General features: G+C 72.1%; 16 protein-coding genes and 1 tRNA gene. 12 read left to right on the top strand and 5 right to left on the bottom strand.

Annotation, left to right across the window (positions count from 1 at the left end; translation table 11 throughout):
• Positions 1–38: 38 nt before the first annotated feature.
• The 3 genes from ACFYW3_RS28470 to ACFYW3_RS28460 all read left to right on the top strand — a co-directional run bounded on the left by ACFYW3_RS28470 (position 39) and on the right by ACFYW3_RS28460 (position 5,599).
• Positions 39–3,341 (top strand): amino acid adenylation domain-containing protein, encoded by a 3,303-nt coding sequence (locus ACFYW3_RS28470; RefSeq protein WP_389387770.1) that lies wholly within the window; start codon positions 39–41, stop codon positions 3,339–3,341.
• A 75-nt stretch (positions 3,342–3,416) separates the two neighbouring features.
• Entirely contained in the window at positions 3,417–3,944 is a 528-nt protein-coding gene (locus tag ACFYW3_RS28465) for a hypothetical protein (protein ID WP_053683044.1), read from the top strand.
• A 974-nt stretch (positions 3,945–4,918) separates the two neighbouring features.
• Positions 4,919–5,599, top strand: a complete 681-nt coding sequence (locus tag ACFYW3_RS28460) for an LmbU family transcriptional regulator (protein WP_389387769.1) — start codon at positions 4,919–4,921, stop codon at positions 5,597–5,599.
• Between the two features lie 480 nt (positions 5,600–6,079).
• Here ACFYW3_RS28460 and ACFYW3_RS28455 read toward each other — a convergent pair whose 3' ends face one another.
• Complete coding sequence (locus ACFYW3_RS28455) at positions 6,080–6,724, bottom strand: FMN-binding negative transcriptional regulator (protein WP_389387768.1); 645 nt, start codon at positions 6,722–6,724, stop codon at positions 6,080–6,082.
• A 614-nt stretch (positions 6,725–7,338) separates the two neighbouring features.
• Here ACFYW3_RS28455 and ACFYW3_RS28450 point away from each other — a divergent pair.
• Together ACFYW3_RS28450 and ACFYW3_RS28445 are read left to right on the top strand one after the other, a co-directional pair.
• Positions 7,339–7,938 (top strand): hypothetical protein, encoded by a 600-nt coding sequence (locus tag ACFYW3_RS28450; RefSeq protein ID WP_351762808.1) that lies wholly within the window; start codon positions 7,339–7,341, stop codon positions 7,936–7,938.
• A 91-nt stretch (positions 7,939–8,029) separates the two neighbouring features.
• Entirely contained in the window at positions 8,030–10,285 is a 2,256-nt protein-coding gene (locus tag ACFYW3_RS28445) for an MMPL family transporter (protein ID WP_389387767.1), read from the top strand.
• 661 nt (positions 10,286–10,946) lie between these two features.
• Here ACFYW3_RS28445 and ACFYW3_RS28440 read toward each other — a convergent pair.
• Positions 10,947–11,327 carry a DUF6221 family protein gene (locus ACFYW3_RS28440; protein WP_351762802.1) on the bottom strand — a complete coding sequence of 127 codons (381 nt, stop codon included), beginning with the start codon at positions 11,325–11,327 and terminating at the stop codon, positions 10,947–10,949.
• A gap of 115 nt (positions 11,328–11,442) precedes the next feature.
• Here ACFYW3_RS28440 and ACFYW3_RS28435 point away from each other — a divergent pair, with 115 nt between their 5' ends.
• Positions 11,443–12,567 (top strand): saccharopine dehydrogenase, encoded by a 1,125-nt coding sequence (locus ACFYW3_RS28435; protein ID WP_389387766.1) that lies wholly within the window; start codon positions 11,443–11,445, stop codon positions 12,565–12,567.
• Positions 12,564–13,166: a TetR/AcrR family transcriptional regulator gene (locus tag ACFYW3_RS28430; RefSeq protein WP_351762797.1), complete on the top strand. Its 603-nt coding sequence runs from the start codon at positions 12,564–12,566 to the stop codon at positions 13,164–13,166. The genes ACFYW3_RS28435 and ACFYW3_RS28430 overlap by 4 nt, the downstream gene beginning before the upstream one ends.
• A 414-nt stretch (positions 13,167–13,580) precedes the next feature.
• On the opposite strand, the gene ACFYW3_RS28425 is transcribed toward ACFYW3_RS28430, so the two are convergent.
• The gene (locus tag ACFYW3_RS28425) at positions 13,581–14,411 is read right to left on the bottom strand and encodes a class I SAM-dependent methyltransferase (RefSeq protein WP_389387765.1); all 831 of its coding nucleotides are present in this window, start codon (positions 14,409–14,411) and stop codon (positions 13,581–13,583) included.
• A 73-nt stretch (positions 14,412–14,484) separates the two neighbouring features.
• Between ACFYW3_RS28425 and ACFYW3_RS28420 the strand changes: the two genes are divergently transcribed.
• The gene (locus ACFYW3_RS28420; RefSeq protein ID WP_389387764.1) at positions 14,485–15,072 is read left to right on the top strand and encodes a TetR/AcrR family transcriptional regulator; all 588 of its coding nucleotides are present in this window, start codon (positions 14,485–14,487) and stop codon (positions 15,070–15,072) included.
• A gap of 199 nt (positions 15,073–15,271) precedes the next feature.
• Positions 15,272–15,348 (top strand) — tRNA-Met (locus tag ACFYW3_RS28415).
• A 67-nt stretch (positions 15,349–15,415) separates the two neighbouring features.
• Here ACFYW3_RS28415 and ACFYW3_RS28410 read toward each other — a convergent pair.
• Positions 15,416–15,694: a hypothetical protein gene (locus ACFYW3_RS28410; protein WP_351762789.1), complete on the bottom strand. Its 279-nt coding sequence runs from the start codon at positions 15,692–15,694 to the stop codon at positions 15,416–15,418.
• Between the two features lie 104 nt (positions 15,695–15,798).
• On the opposite strand from ACFYW3_RS28410, the gene ACFYW3_RS28405 reads away from it, so the two are divergent.
• From ACFYW3_RS28405 to ACFYW3_RS28395, 3 genes are all read left to right on the top strand, one after another.
• On the top strand, positions 15,799–16,614 hold the full coding sequence (locus ACFYW3_RS28405) for a hypothetical protein (protein ID WP_389387763.1): 816 nt from the start codon (positions 15,799–15,801) through the stop codon (positions 16,612–16,614).
• Between the two features lie 301 nt (positions 16,615–16,915).
• Positions 16,916–18,289, top strand: coding sequence for a hypothetical protein (locus ACFYW3_RS28400; RefSeq protein ID WP_389387762.1), 1,374 nt, complete (start codon positions 16,916–16,918; stop codon positions 18,287–18,289).
• Positions 18,290–18,680: 391 nt separating this feature from the next.
• On the top strand, positions 18,681–19,232 hold the full coding sequence (locus tag ACFYW3_RS28395) for a YciI family protein (protein WP_351762780.1): 552 nt from the start codon (positions 18,681–18,683) through the stop codon (positions 19,230–19,232).
• Positions 19,233–19,755: 523 nt separating this feature from the next.
• Here ACFYW3_RS28395 and ACFYW3_RS28390 read toward each other — a convergent pair.
• A complete protein-coding gene (locus tag ACFYW3_RS28390; RefSeq protein WP_389387761.1) occupies positions 19,756–20,607 on the bottom strand; it encodes an immunity 49 family protein in 852 nt (283 codons plus the stop codon).
• Between the last annotated feature and the right edge of the window lie 43 nt (positions 20,608–20,650).

The raw sequence follows: 20,650 nt of genomic DNA, 5'->3' as shown, positions 1-20,650 counted from the left end.
GGCATCCCACCGCTCCGACCCCGGCAGGAGACCCGATCATGGTGACACCGACCGCACCCCCGCACCCGGCGGTCCTGGCAGCGGAGCGACCCCGCCCCGCGGACGCGGAGCCCGGGACCCCGCCCCTCTGGGACGCGATCCTGCCCTCGGGCCGACCGCTGTCCGCCCGGGGTCGGGACTGTCACGCGCTGGTCGTGCCGCTACCGGCCCCGGTGGACGCCGCGGCACTGCGCCGCCGCCTGGCCGACACGGCACCCTCGCCGGTCGACGGCGGCGCCGGGGAGGGCATCCGCCTGTGGGAGACGGCCGTGCCGGCTCCCGCGGAGGGGGCGGTCGCGCGGGAGCGGCTGCACCGCGAGGCGCTGCGCCCGGTCCGGGCCGGGCTCTCCCCGGTACGCGCCACGCTGCTGAGCCACACCGACGGCACGGCGCACCTGGTCCTCGTCGCGGAACGGTCCGCCGTGCCGGCGACCGCGCTGCGCCGACTGGCGGACGTGGCGACCGGGCGGGCGCGCCCCCCGGCCGACGGGCGTACCGGCGCGGCGCGCGGCGCCGGCCGAGCCGACGGCACCGCCGCCGGTACGGGCGTCGCACCCGGCGCGGCGGCCACGGCCGTCGGGGAATCCACCGGTGCCGCGACGGTCGTCCCCTCCCTCGCCGGTACGGCCCCCGGGGGCCGCCGGCCGCACGTCGACTGGGGGCTCGGCGACCCGGGCCGGCACGGCGTGGCCGGCGCCCGCGCCCTGGCCCTGCCCCGCGGCGCCCTGGACTCGGACCTGCTGCTCGCCGCCGTGGCCCTGACGCTCACGCGGTACACCGGCGAGCCTGAAGCGGAGGTGGGCCTGCTGGACACCCGGCGGGACGGCGACGGGTTGGCCGTCCTTCGGATCGGCCCGGTGGACGAGGACGCGGGTGCGCCCGCGCTGTCGGCCGCTGCCCGGGCCGCCCGGGCCGCCCGGGCCGCCGACGTCGAGGCGCTGCCCGCGGTGGGGGTGGTGGTGGCCACCGCCGCCGAGGAGGCCGGCGCCCACCTGCCCGCGCTGGCGCCGGTCTTCCCGCTCGCCCTGCACTGCGCACAGGGCCCGGACGGCACCGTGCGGGCGTCCGCCTGGTACGACGAGGGCGTGTTCGCCCCCGAGGTCGTGGAGCACTTCTGCGCCGCGGTGGAGCGCGCCGCGGGCCAGCTCGCGACGGACGACGACCGCCCCCTGACGACACTGCCCCTGCTGGCACCGTCGGAGGCGGCGGAAGTGCTGCGGCTCGGCGGCCTCGGAACCCCGGTGCCCGCCGGCGGGGAACGCCCGGGGACGGACGGCCGGGCGCGCCCGGCCGCGCCGCGGATCGACCGGCGCTTCGAGGAAGTGGCGCGCCGCTCGCCGGACTCCGTCGCCGTCACGGACGGCACCACGACACTGACGTATCGCCAACTACGGGATCGGGCCGACGCGATCGCCGCCGGGCTGTGGGCCCGCGGCGTCTCCCCCGGCAGCCTGGTGGGCGTCTGCCTCGACCGCGGTACGCCGCTCGTCGCGGCGTTGCTGGGCATCCTGCGGGCGGGCTGCGCGTACGTCCCCATGGACTTCCGGTACCCGCAGGACCGGTTGCGGTACACCGTCGAGGACGCGGGGGTCCCGATCGTGATCGGCGATCCCGGTCACCTTCCGGCCGTACCCGGCGTCCAGGTGGCCGATGTCGAGGACCTGGCCCGCACGCCGCTCCCGCCCTCCCCGCGAGCCGCTCCCACGTCCGGGGCGGACGGGGTGGACGGGGCGTCCGGGGCGGACGGGGCGGACGGGGCGGACGACGCCGCGTACGTGATCTACACCTCGGGTTCGACCGGCCGCCCCAAGGGGGTCGTCATCCCGCACCGCAACGTCACCGCGTTGCTCGACGCCACTTCCGCCGACTTCGCGCTGGGCCCGGACGACGTGTGGACCCTCTTCCACTCCACCGCCTTCGACTTCTCGGTGTGGGAGATGTGGGGTTGCCTGCTGACCGGGGGCCGACTGGTCGTCGTCCCGTACTGGACCACGCGCGACACGGAGGAGTTCCACCGGCTGCTGGCCGAGGAGCGGGTCACCGTGCTCAACCAGACCCCATCCGCCTTCACCCCGCTCGTGCGTACCGATCGGTCCGCGGGCCGGGACCTGGCGGTCAGGCTGCTGATCTTCGGCGGTGAGCCGCTGGACGTACGGGTCCTGGGGCCGTGGTTCGCCCGCCACTCCCCCGCCCTCTGCCGGGTGGTGAACATGTTCGGCATCACCGAGACCACCGTTCACGTCACCGCGCAGTCCGTCACCCCCGCCGAACTCGCGGCCGGGTCCCGGTCGGTGGGCCATGCCCTGCCGGGCTGGTCGCTGTCGGTCCGCGACGCGCGCGGCCGGCTGCTGCCGCCGGGGGCGGCGGGCGAGATCCACGTCGGCGGGGCGGGCCTGGCCCACGGCTACCTGGGCCGCGCGGAGCTGACGGCGCAGCGCTTCGTCACCGATCCGGTCACCGGGGAACGTCTCTACCGCAGCGGCGACAAGGGCCGGTTGCACCCCGACGGCCGACTCGACCACCTCGGCAGGCTGGACAACCAGGTCAAGGTCCGCGGGCACCGGATCGAGCTGGACGAGATCCGGTCCGTACTCGCCGCGACCCCCGGCGTGGACGCCGCGCTCGTCGTGGTCGCCCAGGATCCGCCCGGGGAGCCGGCGGGCGGTCCGGCGGGCGGTCCGGCGGGCGATCCGGGGGGCGGTCCGGCGGGCGGCGGTCCGGCGGGCGGCGGTCCGGGGGGCGCGAGGATCGACGCGTACGTGGTCCTCGCCGAGGAGCACGACAACGCGACCGCTCCGCGCGGGCTGCTCGACGAAGCCCGCCGCATCCTGCCCGAGTACATGGTCCCCTCGACGCTCACCGTCCTGCCCGCCATCCCCCTGACCGCCAACGGCAAGCCCGATGTCGCCCGGCTCCCCGCGCCCGCCGCGGCCGGAGCGGCCGGAGCGGCAGCACGGGCGAGCGGCGTCGGATCCGGCTCGGCGAGGAACCCGGCCGACGACCCCACGACCGGCGCACCCGGCGCGGACTCCCCCGGCCAGGGAGGTGGTGTGGCGAAGGTGGTGCTGGAGGTCTGGAGCGCGTGCCTGCGCCGCGAGGTGACCCCGGAGGACAACTTCTTCGAGCTCGGCGGCAACTCGCTCCTGGTCGTGCACGCGCTCGGCGCCCTGCGCGAGCGGGGTCTGCCCCGCGTGACGGTCCGCGACTTCTACACCCACTCCACCGCGGCCCTGTTCGTCACGTTCGTCGAGGGACTGGTCGGCGGCACGGACGACGCCGCACGGCCCGGGGTGCCGGCGTAGCCCGGCGCTCGGCCGACCCGGCCGCCCGGGCCGGGCGACTTGCACGTCGCCCCACGTCAGCGTGAGGATGACGCCATGGAACTCATGCGCTATGTCGACGATCTGCGGCAGGAACTGGTGACCGCCGCGGAGGCGGGCGACGCGCAGACGCGCGAAGTCGCCGAACGGCTGGTCGCGCCGCTGAACTCCGCCGTCCGGCTGGTCCTGCTCGACGCCCTGTCGGCGGCCGCGGACGAGATCACCCGGGAGCTCGCCCCGGGCTCCGTCGAGGTCCGGCTGCGTGGCCTCGACCCGCGTTTCGTCGTCACCCTCCCGCCGTCCGAGGATCCGGCCGGGGGCCCCGCCGCGCAGCCGCTCGACGTCGCACTGCCGCCACTGCCCGTCGGCAGCGCCGCGAAGGACGGCGCCACTTCCCGCATCAACTTCCGTCCGCCCGAGCAGCTGAAGGCCAGGATCGAGGAGGCGGCCGGCCGGGAGGGCCTGTCGGTCAACGCCTGGCTCGTCCGGGCGGCTTCGGGGATGCTCGGCCACGAGGAGCCGGGCCGCCGCCCCGAACCGCGCGCGCCACACGGCGGCCAGAGCTACACGGGCTGGGTGAAGTGACCCCACGGCCCCCGGCGCCGCCCGCGCGGGACTGACCGGTCCGGTCGTGTGCGCCGCGCGGGCCGCGGAGCATGCGGGGCACCGCCCTCCGCCCGCGTGAGGCGCACGCCCCACCGCCCGCCGGGCTGACGCCGCACGCCCCCCGTCCGCGTGAGCGCACGCCCTCCGCCCGCGTGACGCGCACACCCTCCCTCCGCGTGAGGCGCACGCCCCACCACCGCCGGGCCGGCCCCCCGTCCGCGTGAGCGCACGCCCCACCACCCCCGGGCCGACGCCCCTTCGCGCACGCTCCGCGCTCCGCGCGCCCCGCACGCCGTCCCGGCCGTGGTCGGCCGCGGCCCTTCCTTGCCCTCCAGCCCTCCCCCTGTGGCGGAATCCGATCTTCCGGATGACTGGATCGGCTTGCCCCGGAGGCGGAATCCGAGCATCCGCATCCACGGCCGCCCTACCCGCGCGGCGAGGGCCGGCACCGGCCCGACGACTGTGTCCGGCCGACGGGCACGTTCCTTGAACATTGCGACGGTGGCGGGTTCTACTGGAACGGTCTTTCGGGCGCGTCCTCGAGGTCCGCTCGATATCGAGGGCAACAGCCTGCCGGAAGCTGCCAAGTCGGGGGAGGACTTGTGGTCAGGGCGTACGCGGCGACGAAGAGACCGACGCATGACCGCGACCGGCGGGCGGCGGGGCGGCGCCGCGCCCCGGACACCGTGCCCCGGACACCCCGCGCCTGACGCACGGGGCCACGCCCCTCGTCCCGCCCCCGGGGCCCGCGACCGGAATCCCGGGGCGCGCGGGAATCATCGGGCCTCGGTCCGTCTTCAAGCCGTTGACGGGAACGGCACCCGGCCGGTCCCCGAGGCAGCACGCGCCCTCCACCGATGCCCCACCCCGATACGAGCACCCCGCCCTGCCCTGATGGGGGCCGGCCGTGCTCCGACGCCATGCACGCCACATCCACACGGGAGGATCTAAGGATGAACGAGTCCGCCGACAGAGACGGATCCAAGGTCGCGCACTTCGGCAAGCGTTCGGAGACCGTGCCGTGCCAGCGAAGAGCGGAGGGCTCCGCACCCCGCAGCCAGGTACTCACGACGAACGTGGGTCTGCGGATACCGGCCGGACTGACCTTCGATGACTGGGAACGAGCCGGACGCCAGCTTTCCGGCATCGTGAACTCCTCGTCCTGGTGGCTCGGTGACTGGCTGGTGTACGGCAAGGACCACTACACCGACCGCTACCAGCGCGGCCTCCGGGCCGCGGGCCTGCAGTACCAGACGCTCCGCAACTACGCGTGGGTGTCCAGGCGCTTCGACTTACGACGGCGCCGGGCGGCGCTCACCTTCCAGCATCACGCGGAGCTGGCGTCCCTGTCCGCGGAGGAACAGGAGACGTGGCTGGATCGGGCCGAGCAGATGGAATGGACGACCAAGCAGCTGCGCAATGCCGTCCGGCTCGGACGCCGGGAGGGGATCGGCGCGCACAAGCCGGCCGAGCCGACGCGACAACTGGCCCTGCCCGGCCATCGGATTCAGTGGTGGCACCGGGCGGCCGCACGGTCGGGCATCGACTTCGAGCAGTGGGTGCTCGCCACCCTCGACCGGGCCGCGGAGCGGACACTGGAGGAGGAGGAGGAACGTGCGGGCCTCAGTGCGTGACCCGCACCACCGCCGGGACGAACGGGCCGGTAGCCCGATAGCCCGGTAGCCCGGTAGCCCCAGGCATGGCACCAGCCCCAGAAGCACCATTGAGACACAGGTCTCGCAGCAGCCGGATGGTTTCCGGTGGCCGTCGCGCCACGTGGTGGTGTTGACCAGGCCGCGGGGCAGCCGCCGGGCAGTTGACGCAGGCGCTCGGCCGGGGATTCCCGGCCGAGCGTTTCGCGTGGGCACCGGTCGAGCCGGCCGGCTACGCGTCCAGGTGCTCGGGGTCGTGGACACGCCGCTCGGCGCCTTTGTCGAGGTACTGCCGCGGCAGACCGTTCGTGTTCTCGTCGGAGCCACGCCGCCGGCTGCCGCGGCGGGGTCTCAGAAGCGGGTACCGGATCTCGAAGTGCCTCGCACCCCGTCAACCGGAGTGTGGCGGCAACCACGGGAACCCGACCTCGGGGTACGGGCCCTGGCCCCGGCGGCCTGCCGTCACGCGAGCCGACCCATGAGCGCCGCGGTCTCGCGGTGCCGGCCGCAGTCCCGGCGGCCGAAGTCCCGCCGGACGCGGTCACGAACCTCCGGCTCCTGTTCCTGACTCAGTTTGAACATGCCGTCGGCTCCCGACACCGTCAGGCGGAACGCGCCGACGCCGGGCAGGATCTGGCGGAAATACCCGAGGGATTCCTCCATGTCCCAGTCGGCTCCGAAATCCTTCTCGAATGCCCGCACGGTGCTCTTCACGACGTGAAGGGTTTCCTCGGTGTCCTCGATCTTCACGATGCTGCCGCGCACATGGACCGAGGTGAAATTCCAAGTGGGCGCCGCCGGGGACCTTTCGTAAACGGTGGGTGATACATAGGCGTGCGGGCCGGTGAACGCAAGCAGCGCCGAATCACCGGTCTCCATGGCGCGCCAGTGGGGATTGGCCCTGTTCATGTGCCCGAGCAGAATCGTGCCGGAAAGGTCCGGCGCCCACGGACCGTCGGCGTCCGGATCGGGTATGACCGGCAGGTGCGTGGCGAACGGGGCATCCTGGCCTGCCGAGTTGGCGACCATGAGGGCGAGGGGGTTGTTTCTGATCAGATCGACCATCCACGAGGTTTCCGGCTGGCGATAGAAAGCGGGTACGAACACGGGGAAGAACCGTCCCTTCGGTGGCCCTGCGGTGCGAAGTCGGCACGCCCACGGGTATTCGGGATTCGCATTCCGGGTGGGCGGAGCCCGATCAGGAATGCCATTTGACCGCTGTCCCGTCGACGGGACAAGAGTTCTGGCCCCGGGGCGCGTCCGAATGCGGCCGGAAAGACGTGGAATCCCGGATTGCCGTCGCAGGCACGGGGACTCGGCGCAGCGAGGCTCCGCGCGCGGCCTCGCCGAGGGCGGAGCGGCACGGCCTCGCCGAGATGCGGTGACCGGTGCGGTGGCGGTGCCACCTCGGCGAGGTGCGGTGTCGCGGCGGCACGGCCTCGCCGAGGTGCGGTGCGGTGCGGTGCGGTGCGGTGACGGATCGTCCGCCGCGGCACCCGTGGACGGCGACCACGCCTCCACCGACGCCACATCAGGTGATGGCGCCACGAGTGGCGTCATTCCGCACCCCATCTCCTCGCCAAATACCGCATGACGTAACAGCAAATGCCCTTCAAAACACGACATTTCAGCCACACACTCCACCCGGCGCGATCCGGCCAAATCGCCGGATGGCGCCCACAGGCCCTGGAATGGCGTCACTGATGTGCCATCATGACGTCATGGACCTCACGCCGTATGTCGAGCACCTCCGACGCGAGCTTGCGGCCGTCGCCGAGGCGGGTAACGACACCCGCGCGCTGGCGGATCGGCTCGCCGCCCCGCTGGAGTCGGCGACCAGGCTGGTCCTGCTCAACGCCCTGTCCGAAGCCATGAGTCAGGTCAGCCGTGAGCTGGCCCCCGGCTCCGTGGTCCTGCGGCTCGACGGCCTGGCACCGGAGTTCGTGGTGACCCCTCCGGCCCCGGACACCGGCCGGACCGGGCCCCGCGGGTCCCGGCGCCCGGCCGTGCCCGCTCCCGAGGACCCGCGCGGTCACATCCGGCTCCGGTTCGCCGACGCGCCCGCGTACGAATCGGCGGTCGCGGCCTTCGGACCGGTGCCGCGGGACGACGACGCCCTGGCCCTCTATGTCCCCACCGACGGCGGCATCCACGCGATCCGGTCCGTCCTGGACGTACTGGACCGCGCGTCGATCGAAGCCGAGACCCTCACCGTGCACACCCCGGACCTGGACAACGTCTTCCGGGCCCTCACCGGCGGCCCGCCGGCCGGCGCCCCGGGCCCGCCACCCGCACGGGACGTGCCGGACGACGGCACGTGAGCCCCCACACCCTCCACGACCCCCACGATCCGTCGCCCCACACCCCCGGCCCACCGCTTGCCCGGCACGTCCGGTTAGGAGCTCTTTCGCTGTGGCTACAGTCCTGTACAAACTCGGCCGCCTGGCCTTCCGCCGCAGGGGCCTCACCCTCCTGCTGTGGATGCTGGTCTTCGCGGGCGGGGTGCTCGCCGCCGCTTCCGCCCCGCCCCTCCCCTCCGACACGTTCACCATGCCGGGTACGGAGACCCAGAAGGCCTACGACCTCCTCAAGGAGAAGTTTCCCGACATCAGCACCGACGGCGCCAAGGCCCGGGTCGTGGTGAGGGCACCGGCCGGCGCCAAACTCGCCGACCCGGCGCAGAAGGCGAAGGTCGACGCACTCGTCGCCGACCTCACCCGCTCGCCCGAAGTCGTCAGCGTCGTCGACCCGTTCCGGGGTCAGGCCGTCAGCAAGGACGGCACCACCGGTTACGCGTCCGTCGCCTACGAGGTCGGGGCGACCAGCATCAGCCCGGAGACGCACGCCGCGCTCACCAAGGCCGTGTCCGACGCCCGCGCGAGCGGCCTGACGGTGGAGATGGGCGGCGACGCGGTGCCGCCGTCCCAGTCGATGGGGTCGGGCGAGATCATCGGGCTCACCGTCGCCGCCTTGGTCCTGCTCGCCACCTTCGGCTCCCTGGTGGCGGCCGGCATGCCGCTGCTGACCGCACTGCTGGGCGTCGGCGTGGGCATCTGCGGCATCGTCGCACTGGGCAGCGCCCTCGGTCTGTCCTCCACCACCTCGACCCTCGCGCTGATGCTCGGCCTCGCCGTGGGCATCGACTACGCCCTGTTCGTCATCTCCCGCTACCGCGCGGAAATCGGCGACGGGCGGGAGCGGGAGGAGGCCGCGGGCAGGGCCGTGGGCACCGCCGGTTCGGCCGTCGTCTTCGCGGGCCTGACCGTGATCGTGGCCCTCGCCGGCCTCGCCGTCGTCGACATCCCGCTGCTGACCAAGATGGGCCTGGCCGGCGCCGGCACCGTCCTCGTCGCCGTCCTGGTCGCCGTCACCCTCGTACCCGCGCTCCTCGGGTTCGCCCCGATCAAGGTGCTGCGCCGCCGGGACCGCGCCCAGCACTACGGCAAGCCCGCCTCGGCGCGCACACTGCGCAAGGCCGAGAAGCGGGCGGGCCGGGCGGACGGCAACCTCGCGGTGCGCTGGGCCGGCCTGGTGCTGCGGCGGCCGGTCGCGGTGCTCCTGATCGGTGTGGTCGGGCTCGGCGCCGTCGCCGTCCCCGCCGCCGGCCTGGAACTCGGGCTCCCGTCCGAGGGCACGATGGCCGTCGAGACGACCCAGCGCAAGGCCTACGACCTGGTCACCGAGTCGTTCGGGCCCGGCTCCAACGGCCCCCTGATGGTGACGGTGGAGGCCGACGACGCGGCGGCCGTCGCGGTGACCGTCGGCGAGCGACTCGCCCGCCAGGACGGCGTGGTCTCGGTGAGCCCGCCGCAGGCCAACAAGGCGGGCGACACCGCGATCGTCAACCTGGTCCCGGCCACCGGCCCCGCCGACCTGAAGACCGAGGACCTGGTCCGCTCCCTGCGCGAGGCCGCCCACGAGATCGAGGGAGACACCGGAGGGCGTGTCCTGGTAGCCGGACAGACGGCGATGTTCATCGACTTCTCCGAGACCCTGGACAAGGCGCTCGTGCCCTACCTCGCCCTGGTCGTCGGGCTGGCGTTCGTGCTGCTGATGCTGGTCTTCCGGTCCGTCCTGGTGCCGCTCAAGGCCGCGTTGGGCTTCCTGCTGTCGGTCGCCGCCGCCCTCGGCGCGGTCGTGGCGGTGTTCCAGTGGGGCTGGTTGGCGGACGTCTTCGGGGTGGACGAGCCCGGTCCCGTGATGAGCACGATGCCGATCTTCATGATCGGTGTGGTCTTCGGCCTGGCGATGGACTACGAGGTGTTCCTGGTGACCCGGATGCGGGAGGCGTACACCCACGGGGCCTCCACCCGGGAGGCCGTGGTGACCGGGTTCCGGTACGGCGGCCGGGTGGTGGCCGCCGCGGCGCTCATCATGATCAGCGTGTTCTCGGGCTTCATCCTGCAGGACAACGACTTCATCCAGATGATCGGTTTCGGGCTGGCGGTCGCGGTGCTGTTCGACGCGTTCGTCGTCAGGATGGCGATCGTGCCGGCACTGTTCGCCCTACTGGATGACCGGGCGTGGTGGATCCCCCGCTGGCTCGACCGGGTCCTGCCCGACATGGACGTGGAGGGGGCCCGGCTGTCACCGACCGGCCCGGCCGCAACGGTCCCGCCCGGCAGGCGTACCGAGTCGGCCGGCGTCCGCCCCGACCGGCAGGCGTGACCGGGGAGGGACCGCCCGACGGACCGGCGCCCGGACGGTCCCTCCAACCGCTGCCTGGGCCGCCCCGGCCCCGGCGGGGTCCTGGCCCGGCGCGAGTCGGGACGCCGCCCATGGCATCTCGACAGCAGCCACCTGACGCGCCGCCTGAAAGGCCGCCGCCGAGAAGCCGCCGAGAAGCCGTCTGACAAGCAGAGGGGTGTCCGCACACGTGCGGACACCCCTCTCAGATGCCCTCCCGGTCCCCGTCGGGTCTCCGATCCATGTCGAGTTGATCAACGGAATCGCGAAGAGCGCACCGTAGACCAGCCCGACCCACTGGGGAACGACGGCCGGCAGAGCACCGCCGAGGCTCCCGCAACCGACACGCCGACACCCGACGCTCGACACCCGTCGCCGGTCGCCAAGGTGGCCGTCAGAACGAACCGCGGCGCGCTCAACAACCCTATCCCTGGGGCAAGTTCAACCACGGATACTCCTGCCGAGACGACCCTCGGCCCTGGCTGGGGACGGGTTCCGACGACAGTCGGTGATCAGCGCAACCCGGATTCTCGACGGAAAAGGGCGGCGCTGTCAGACGCGCCCCGCCCCGCGCCAGTTGGTCGCTGTGGCGGGAAGTGGGCTGTCTCCAGGGTTCATTCATGGCAGACGAGAATGAGGCGGTTCAGGCGCCTCGGGGGAAGTCGGGGTGGTCGACGTAGGGTGACGCGAGGTCGAGCAGGTCGTCGCACGGCCAGGGGTCACCGTCGAACTGACAGTCGTCGCGGTCGTCCCACGGTAGTTCCGGGTCCCCCACGGCCGGACTGAGGACGTGGCGGGCCAGGATGCGGCGCTTGGCCTCGACCTCACGCCGAATGCGGGCCGGGTCGTGCAGGGCCACATGCGCGGCAATCGTGGGGTGGAAGCCCGAGAGCTCCACCTGACAGAAGTCGACCGCGTGCCCCCGGGCAGACCACCGCCCGCATCCGTCACCGCCGCAGCACCGAGCCAGGCCGGCCTCCTCATCCAGCCGCGCCTCGAGGAACGTCACCAGGTCTTCGCTCACAAGGCCATCCTCGCCCGTGGGCCGGGCTTCGTCACCTCTCGAAGAACGATCGGCAACACCAGCCCCCGGGTCCTTGGAATCGCATTCCTAGGTCATCTGACCTAGAGTGGGGCGCATGATCACCGAACTGAGCGACGAGCTGTACCCCGACCCTTCCGGCCCCGTCCTGATCACCGGCGGTTACGGCACCGTGGGCGCCGAGATCGCCCGCATCCTGGCCCCGGACACGCCGACCCTGCTCACCGGCCGCAACCCCGACCGCGGCAGGGCGCTGGCCGCCGAGGTCGGGGCCGAAGTGCGCGCCTGGGACCTGGCGGACCCCGCACCCTTCCGCGCGGGCGTTCGCGCCGTCATCAGCTCGGTCAACGACCCCTCGGACCGGGTGCTTCACGCCGCCGCGGCCGCCGGCGTGCCCTACGTCGACATCACCCGGTGGACCGGCCGCCTGCAGCGGGCGGTCACCGTCGCCGCGCTGCTCCGGCCGACGGCGCCGGTGTTGCTGTCCTCTGCCTGGATGGGCGGAGTCAGCAGCCTGGTGGCGGCGACGCTGGCCGAGGAGCTGGGCGGCGCCGAGCGGGTCGAGATCGCCGTCCGGTGGGACATGGCCGACCGGGCCGGAGCGGATTCCGTCGAGTTCATGGACCGCCTGGGCGTGGCGTTCGAGGTCGTGGACGGCGGGGGACGCCGGCTCGCCTCTCCGATGACCGAGTCCCGCACGGTACGCATCGGCGGAACGCCCGTGCGCGTGGCGCGCATCGACACCCCGGAACAGTTCACCCTGCCGCTGACCCTCGGTACCACCACCGCGGCCACCCGCATCGGGTTCAGTTCCCCGGCCGCGACCCGCGCGCTCCTCGCTCTTCGCGGCACGGGATTCTTCCGCTGGGCCGGCGGAGAACGCTGGGCTCCGGCGCGTCGGGCCCTGCTCCACTCGCCGGGCGAGGGCGGAACGGCCCGACTGCGCGTGGACGTCACCCACCGCGGGCGTACCCGTACCGCGACCGTCACCGATCCGCTCGGCCAGCACCACCTGACGGCGGTCGGGGCCGTCCTGGGCCTGCGCCGCGTCCTCGGCACCGACGGCTCCCCCGCCCCCCGGGGCCTGGCCTTCCCCGAGCAGCACCCGGACCCGGCCCGCGCGGTCGAGCTGCTCGTCGGGCACGGTGTCGGAATCGTCTTCGACGAGGACGACGCCTTCGGTACGGGCCACGGCCGTGCCGGGACGCGAGCCGCCGCGTGAGCCCCGCACCGGGGCCCACACCCAAGGGCCGGCAGCGGCGTACGGCTCTCCTCGACGCGGCCGAGCGCGTCCTCACCTCTTCCGGAGGGTCCGAACTGACCCTGCGGGCTGTCGCCGAGGAAGCCGGCGTCCGGCTGGGCCACCTCCAGTACTACTTCCCCACCCGTGCCGCCCTCCTGTCGGCGCTCCTCGAACGCGTCCTCTCCTCGTCCCTGGAGCGGGTCACCGCCCTCACCGTCGACACGGCACACCGCAGCGGGTACGAGGCCGTGCTCGACAGCCTCCTCTCCGACCACGACGACCCGCGCCTGGTACGCCTGTTCACCGAGGTGTGGGCACTGGCCGCGCACGACGAGGAGGCGGCTGCGGCGGTCCGCGCGTTCTACGACCAGTACGTCGCGCACGTGGCCGCGTTCCTCCGGGACCAGGCGCCGGGCTTGACCGTGGCCGAAGCACACCACAGGGCCGAGGTGTTCGTCATGCTCATGGAGGGGTCAGCCCTGTTCCGCTCCGGCATCACCGGTCGCCGCACGGCCGGCACCGACGCCCGCCTGCGCGAGACGGTGCTCGCCCTGCTCGAAGGCGATGTCCGTCCCTGACCATCGCTCGGGCGGCGGCCGATCCCGGCGGCCCCCACCCACCCGCGCCCGCAGACGGCACGGCCGGGCAAAAAATCCCGACCACCTGCGGGTCGAAGTCCGCCGGCAGCAGCCGAGCCGGCTCCGGACGGCTCTCGTGGTCGACCAGCCCACGCGTCGTCGCCGACGCGTACTCCCCGGGATGACGCCTGTGGGTTGAGCCGCTCCGTTGGCAGTGAGTCCTGCTGAGACTCTGGATTCCATGTTGCGTGAGCAACAGGCCGATCGGCTGATCTTCAGCAATCGTGTGGCCCGCCGGGACAGGCCATTGGACTGAGGTCCGGTGCAAGGAGCCGGAGAGTCTGCCCCGCGTCCCCGGGGACGTCGCCGAGCTCATCGGTCTGCTCGCGCGGCGACGCCCGACGGTTGCGGCGGTCAGGCCGTGTTGGAGCGGGTCGAGGTGATCACGACGGATGTGTAGGGCATGGTGGCGTGTCCGCCGAGCTTGTCGATCGCGGTTCCGGCACTGTCCAGGACCTCCGCCATTTTGTCTGCGGGGAGTTGGGTGAGGCCGCCGAAGGTGGGGAGTTGGTCGAGCCACTCCTCTCGGGAGTAGGTGCACTCCCAGGCGAAGCGCCACTGTTCCGGCTCACTGAAGCTGCCGGTCTGCCGGATCCCGTCGGCGATCTTCGCGAACAGTGGCTGGTAGGCGTCCACGGCCGATCCTCTCAGCAGGCCGGGGTTGAACGGGGAATCGGGGGCGACCCGTTGGAGTGCTTCGGCGAGGGCGTCGATCACCTCGGACGGGAGCTGGGGGACGTGGTGGAAGGGAGCGAGCCGGCCGCCGGGCCGGAGCACCTGGGCCGCCTTGGCCGCGCCGGCGACGGGGTCCACCCAGTGCCAGGCGGTGCCGGCGATGACCGCGTCGAACTGCCGCCCGGCCGACTGCCAGTCCTCGAACCTGGCGACCTCGACCTCGACACCGCTGCGTCGCGCGAAGGCGGCCATCCGCTCGTCGGGCTCGACACCGAGCACCGTGCATCCGGCCGCCTGGAATTGCCGGGCCTCGATACCGGTCCCGGCTCCGACGTCGAGGACGTGCCGACCCGGGCTTGCCGCGACGATCCTGTCCACCAGGGCCTCGGGATACGGCGGTCGGGCGCGGTCGTAGCGTTCGGCGTCCACACCGAACGACTCGGCTGTCTGCCGGTGGCGGTGGGGCTCGGGCCCGGACTTGTCCGGCTGTCCCCGCGATAAAGTGGGCATGCGCCCACACTAATGGGCGGTTGCCCACTTGTTGAGGCGGGGCGGCGCGGAAAGGGAGACAATGCCGTCAGGGGTGCACATCCACAACGTGCGCGGCCAGTTGTTCGAAGCCGCCGAGCGTGTCCTGCTTCGGGACGGGCCCGACGCGTTGACCAGCCGGGCGGTCACGGAGGAGGCGAACTGTGCCAAGGGCGTGCTGCACCGGCACTTCACCGACTTCGACGCTTTCCTGGCGGAACTGGTCCTCGACCGCGTCCGCGGCATCGAGGACCGAACCCCGACTCTGCGTGCCGCCGCCGGCACCCGGAGCGTGGTGGACAACCTCGCCGACGCCCTGCAGGACCTGTTCGGGCCCGTCACGGTGGCAATCGTCGCGCTCATCACCTTCCGCGACGGCCTCCGTGCCCGGCTGCGCGAGGCCGGTCTGACCGGCATCCCACTGGCCATGCAAGGCACCGCCATGATCGCCGCATACCTCACCGCCGAGCGGGAGTCGGGGCGCCTGGCCGATGACGCCGACATCGACACACTCGCCCCCACCCTCGTCGGGGCCGGGCACCTGATGTTCGCCGACCGGACAAGCGCCCCGCCGCAGAGCACCGCCGTCCGCAAGATGGTGACCACCGTCATCGCCGGCGCCTTGCGGCCACCCCAGCCGTAGGCCGGCCGCCGGTCAGGTGACGGAGGATTGCGCTGCGTCCAAGAGGCCGAGCACCACAGGTGCTGTCAACGCCACCCGGAAGACTGCCGGCCGACCGCCGGCGATCGACCGACACTGCTGACAAAGACCCGGAAGCTACAGGGACGGCGTGAATTCGGTCGGAAGCACGGGGCCAGTGGCGTAGGGTTGGTCCTACCGACGCGGGGTGGAGCAGCTCGGTAGCTCGCTGGGCTCATAACCCAGAGGTCGCAGGTTCAAATCCTGTCCCCGCTACCAACGCGACAGCCCCCTCGACCACCAGGTCGAGGGGGCTGTTCGCATTCAAGGCCCTGCCCGCCAGTGGCTACGAGGCGGCGCAGCGGGCGGGAACGGCGGCTCGGGACGCGATCCGCATCCGCGCCCCGTCCCACACCACGGTCTCCGCGGGCAGGATCAGCAGCCCCACCTCTCCGTCGGCGCAAGCCGCGTCGATACGCCGCACTTGCACGGCCGCGCCTCCCGCGCCTGCCATGTAGACCGTGGGGTCGACCTCCCAGCCGTGCTCGGCCAGCCACACCTCCAACTGGAACATGTCGGCCGGCGTCGCCCCGCGCGGCCATACGTGCGTGCTCTCGATGTCCATGTCCGTCCCCCCGCTGAGGTCGGGTCTCCGACCACCGGCGATCCTCGCACCCGGCACCGACAAAGGTCCTCCTCTTTTAGGCTCGGACGCTCCGCTTCTTCGGTATGGGACCCTGCGTCACCAACGCCCTGTCGAGCCGCCTGACCGCCGAGGTGCGGCGCGAAGGGGTGCGCTGGGTCCAGGAGTACACGCGCGGCGTCGCGTCCACCCCTCCCACCGCCGTAGGGCCGGCGACCGGAAGTGGGACTGCCATCGCCTTCTGGCCCGACACCGACGTCTTCGGGACCGCGCAGTGCTCGTTCGCCGTACTTGCGGAGCGCTTCAGGGAACTGGCCTTCCTGAACCGGGGATTGGGCATCTCGCTGATCGACGAACGCACACCCGGCGGGGCCGCCCGTCGGATGCCGTTCCAAGCTCCGGGCGGTACAAGGGACTTGGTCGCCCTTCTCGACGCGCAAGTCGGGTCCCCCGTTCACCCGGAGGTCATCGGCTTCGAGCGGGAGGACCTGCGGATGGCGGGGACCGTGGAGGTGGCCCTTCGGTGGTGCGGCTCCCGCCAGGAGCGGGTACGGAGCTTCGCCAACAGCACGCGCACCCCCGAAGGCGGCGCGCATGAGCTGGGCTTCCGCGACGGGGTGGCGGCCGCGGTCACCTCGTACGCGCGGCAGCGGCGGCTGCTGACGGGCGCCGACCCCGACCTCCGCGCCGACCAGATCGGCGAAGGGCTGACGGTGGTCGTGTCGGTGAAGCTGGACCATCCCGAGTACGTCGGCGCCGCCCTCGGCGGGCTGGGTGGTGCCGCGGTGCGTCCCCGCGTCGCGGAGGCCGTTCGGGAACACCTCGGTACCTGGCTGGAGGGACACCCCGAGCAGGCCGCGGCCGTCGTCGGCGGAATCATCCGCCGCGCCCGCCGAAGCTGAGCGGGTCCATCATGGCCGTCGTGGTGTCCTCTCCGTGCCCTGCGCCCGCGGCGGAGCCTCAGCGTGCCAACGCCCGGCCCAGGGCTCCGGTTCGTCCTCGTCGTGTGATCAGGTCCTGGAGGGCGGGATGGCGCGAGTTGCGGCCCGCGATCCCGCAACTGCCCGCCGAGCTCATGCACCGGTTGCTGGATGTCGCGATGTCGCGCGCGTCGAACGCCGAGAAGTTCCGATCGGCATGTCGTGGCTGCGGCCCGTGGATATCCGGTTGGGCACCTGGCCGGGGAATGACAGGGTGAGGCTCATGCCGTCACCCACCGTCGAAGAACTCCTCCGGGCACTGCACGCCTCGCTCACACTGCGCATGCGTCCGGAGGATGTGGCCCGGCTCATCCAGGATCTTCATGCGGCACGGGGCACCGAACTCGACGAGGCCACCGAGGCGGCACTCGGCAAAGCCGCCGAACACTCGCTGCGCAACCTTTGGCACGGCTACACCTCCATGCGGGAGGACTTTGCCCGCCCGGTTGGCGCACAGCGCCAACTCGCCCGTGCCACAAGCCTGTTCACGGATCTGCCGGAAGTTCCGGACAGTGCCGGGGACGATCCGGACCACATCGAGGCAGTGATCCGGCGTGCAGGCGAGTCCATAGGCCGCGAGTACGGCCAGAACGACTTCGGCACGGACCGTCTCGACCGGGGTGCGCGAACCGCTGCCGGCCTCGGCGAGGTCTCCAAGCGCCAGTACAACAAGCGCTTCCGTCTCCTGCGCCGCATGGAGGCCAAACTCGCGCGACTGATCCACGAGCAACACCGCAGCGAGGTCACGATGACGGGCAAGGGGGCACTCGCGCACGTTCTGCCGTACGGTCTCTTCGCCGCCGATCCGGACACGGCGGCCTTCATCGCGTACATCACGGCGCGGGGCTACATGCGCAGCGTCTTCACGAACGGCCGCCAGCGCCAGGTCTACGACGACGTCGCCGCGGCACTGTTCCAACGCTTGCGTGCGCAGCCCGAGCGGACCTGCTGGTCCGCGGTCGCGCATGTCCATCCCACTTCGGAGGTGCTGGGCGCGGTCTCCGAAGAGGACCTCACTCGACTGCTGGTCCGATGGAACGGTTTCCTGCGCCAGGTCGCGGACCTGTTGGAGGACGCCTGGAATCGGCACCCGCTGGAGCGCGCAACGATGATCGTGCGCCGCGGCGACGACTCATCGACGTGGAACCAGGCCGCGCAGGCGTGGAACACGGCCCGAGCGCACTGGTTCGCGATTCTGTTCGAACTCGGCCAGGAGGAGATTCTGGACCGGGTCTGCCCGGGCAAGGTTCCCCGCCTGATGGCTGCCGATGTGGCGTACTGGCACCGCATGAGCGGCGGGGGGCTGCACCCCGACACCTACATCTGGGCAGCGTTGCCGTTGCCCTGGGAAGTGCTCCGGGGGGAGAAGGAGTGTCCGCGTTCGTTGGTCGAGGCAGTCTGCGCCCGCCATCGGAGGGATCCCATTGCCACCGCCTGGACCGCCCCCAGACCGGCGGCTGAGGCCGTCGCCTTCCACCGGACGCCCGAACTCGTACACGGTGTCGCCGTTGCGGACCCCCTCATGGCCAGTGCCCTCCGATCGGCAGGGGTGTTCTCCGGCCATGGCAAGCGCGCGGCGGCGAGGGAGTGGCAGTGACGGCCTGCCCAGGGGCTCGGGAAAATCGGTTGCCCGGAACGGCAGCCCCAGCCATGATCGACGCGGCGACGAGGAAGCTCTGCGGAGGAGCGCCCGGCTCTAATCCCGGGTGGACGTAGGTTCGAATCCTGCCCTCGTCGCCACCCCGTACGAGCGCTCTGCCTCCCGCGCACCGCCTTCCTCGTTCCGCGTTCCTCCCTCTGCGTTTCTCGTTCCGCGTTTCTCGTTCCTCGTCGCTTCCGAAGACGGACCTGTCGATCGGAGCGACGGTGGACTTTCGATGAAGTACGGCATGTGCCATGGCGTCAGGTTCCGGGGGCGATCCACGACCAGGCACCCTGTTCGGTCCTGGTTCTTGGCACCGGGTCTCAACCGACGAGATCCTTGGGACATGGAGTTCTTCGTCTACCACCGAGACCGGCCCGACTCCGAGGGTTTGCGCAAGGAGCTGTTGGAGGAGCACTGGTCCTACATGGACTCGTTCTCGCGGGAGATGATCGCCCGCGGCCCCACCCTGTCCCGGGACGGCGGCACGCCCACCGGCAGCGTGCACATGGTCGACCTGCCGGACCCCGCCACCGCCCGCGCATTCGCCTTCGACGAGCCCGGCCATCAGGCCGGCGTCTACCGGGACGTACTGCTGCGGCGGTGGCGCAACCTGCTGGGGCGCACCATGTGGGACTTCCACGGCGGCCGAACCGGCGGCCACCGGTACCTGGTACTCGGCCTCGGAACGGGCCGGCCCGCCGACCTCGCCGTGCCGGCCGACCGGAGCGAACTGATCGCCTACGGGCCGCTGTTGTCCGACGACGGCGCCGCGTGGCTGGGCACTGCGGCCCTGCTCCGGGCACCAGACCCGCAGACGGCGCGCGCCGTCCTGACCCCCGACCGATACGCGGCGATCGAGGTACACGACTGGCAGTTCGGCGGACGACCGGCATGAAACCCCGCGACGGCCGACGCCGGTGAGCAGCTCCGGCCAGACCGCCGACCGGGAGCGAGGGGTCGGCCGGGAGCGGACTGCCTCCATGGTGTCGCGGGTGAGACGATGCCACCGGGAGACGTTCGCCGCGTACGTCTCCTCCGGGAACGTGGCGCGGTGGACGCTGACCGTCCAGTCCAGGCGGGCCCAGAAGTCCCCTTCGGCGGGGCGCTGTTCGTACTGGGGGTCGTCGGGGACCGGGGACGAAGTCGTACGGCGACGCGTCCAGGCGTTGAGGGAAGCGCCCGAGCGAGCGGGTGTGGGCCAGTGCCACTTCGCATGGCCGACCGCTGCCGACGTAGAGGTACTGGTCCCAGCCGGTGTGTACCGCGAACGCTCCCCCCGCCGCCACGCGGCACGAGGCGGCACCAGGCGCCGTTGTCGCGGAGCATGACTCGGACGTGTTCCAAGCCGACATCGGTCGGCACCAACGCGCCGTCGTGGAACCCGCCACCTCATGAGCGAGACGTCAATCAGCGACGCATCACATGGGGAATTCACCGAGCCAGGAGCGGTGCAGCAGGTGGTGAGGCAGATAGCCCGACTCGACCTGGACCGGCATCTTGCCGTCGAAGGCGAGGCAGGCCAGGGCCAGGGGGGCCAGGGCGAGGTGACCGCCCGGCTTCTCGGATCGTTCATCGGCGGTCCAGTACGCCTTGTGCAGCTCCAGCGTACGCACCAGGGCCTCGTTGAAACCGTTCGCGTCCCGTATGACGAACAGGCGGAAGAGGTTGATCGGCGGGGCCAGCACCCCCTCCAGCAGCCCCCGCGATACCCGCACCGCGACCTCGGGTGACGACATCTCCACCGCGCGGGTCAACTTCTCCACCAGGCCGGGCCCCTGAAGCCAGTACGTCTGCAGCGTGTCGACCCAGTGCAGGACGTACTCCTCGAACCCACTGGCAATGAGTCGGTCGACGGGGAACCGGCACAGCTCGGTGATCCGCGTCTGGTCCCGGCACACCACGGCGAGCCAGAACGTGCTGAGCCACGTCCCAAGGGTCGAGGCGGCCTCGTCACTCCTGGCCGGCAGCGTACGCACCTGGCGGTTGATCAGGCACTCCACGGAACCTTCGCCCGCGGAATTGGTCGCGAAGATCGCGGAACCCAACTGAAGAGCGTTGACGACCGCTTCCCAGGTCTCCGACTTCGCCGCACGCGGATCGACGGTGCAGCGGGCCCCGAGGTGCATCAGCGCACTGCCGAAGACCCGCCCGAGGGAGTGCGGGTACTGTTCCAGTTCGTCGATGTCCTCCGTGAGGTACTCGCCAAGGGTTTCAACCCATTCCTCTTCCCTGATGCCGGCCGTGAAATGTCTGGGGACAACTACCGCCACCGAAGACTCCCTTGTTGATGTCGAAGCGCAGATACTGGTATTC

The sequence above is a fragment of the Streptomyces sp. NPDC002602 genome (assembly GCF_042889445.1).
Taxonomy (GTDB): domain Bacteria; phylum Actinomycetota; class Actinomycetes; order Streptomycetales; family Streptomycetaceae; genus Streptomyces.
The sequence above is the reverse complement of the archived record's forward strand: the minus strand, read 5'-3'. Positions and strand labels throughout refer to the sequence as shown.

Bases quoted from the DNA above. Each gene is read 5' to 3' on its own strand.
- ACFYW3_RS28425 (WP_389387765.1), bottom strand. From the start codon at position 14,411: ATGCCCACTTTATCGCGGGGACAGCCGGACAAGTCCGGGCCCGAGCCC.
- ACFYW3_RS28410 (WP_351762789.1), bottom strand. From the start codon at position 15,694: ATGGACATCGAGAGCACGCACGTATGGCCGCGCGGGGCGACGCCGGCC.
- ACFYW3_RS28400 (WP_389387762.1), top strand. From the start codon at position 16,916: ATGCCGTCACCCACCGTCGAAGAACTCCTCCGGGCACTGCACGCCTCG.
- ACFYW3_RS28465 (WP_053683044.1), top strand. From the start codon at position 3,417: ATGGAACTCATGCGCTATGTCGACGATCTGCGGCAGGAACTGGTGACC.
- ACFYW3_RS28450 (WP_351762808.1), top strand. From the start codon at position 7,339: ATGGACCTCACGCCGTATGTCGAGCACCTCCGACGCGAGCTTGCGGCC.
- ACFYW3_RS28395 (WP_351762780.1), top strand. From the start codon at position 18,681: ATGGAGTTCTTCGTCTACCACCGAGACCGGCCCGACTCCGAGGGTTTG.
- ACFYW3_RS28435 (WP_389387766.1), top strand. From the start codon at position 11,443: ATGATCACCGAACTGAGCGACGAGCTGTACCCCGACCCTTCCGGCCCC.
- ACFYW3_RS28460 (WP_389387769.1), top strand. From the start codon at position 4,919: ATGAACGAGTCCGCCGACAGAGACGGATCCAAGGTCGCGCACTTCGGC.
- ACFYW3_RS28470 (WP_389387770.1), top strand. From the start codon at position 39: ATGGTGACACCGACCGCACCCCCGCACCCGGCGGTCCTGGCAGCGGAG.
- ACFYW3_RS28405 (WP_389387763.1), top strand. From the start codon at position 15,799: ATGGGACCCTGCGTCACCAACGCCCTGTCGAGCCGCCTGACCGCCGAG.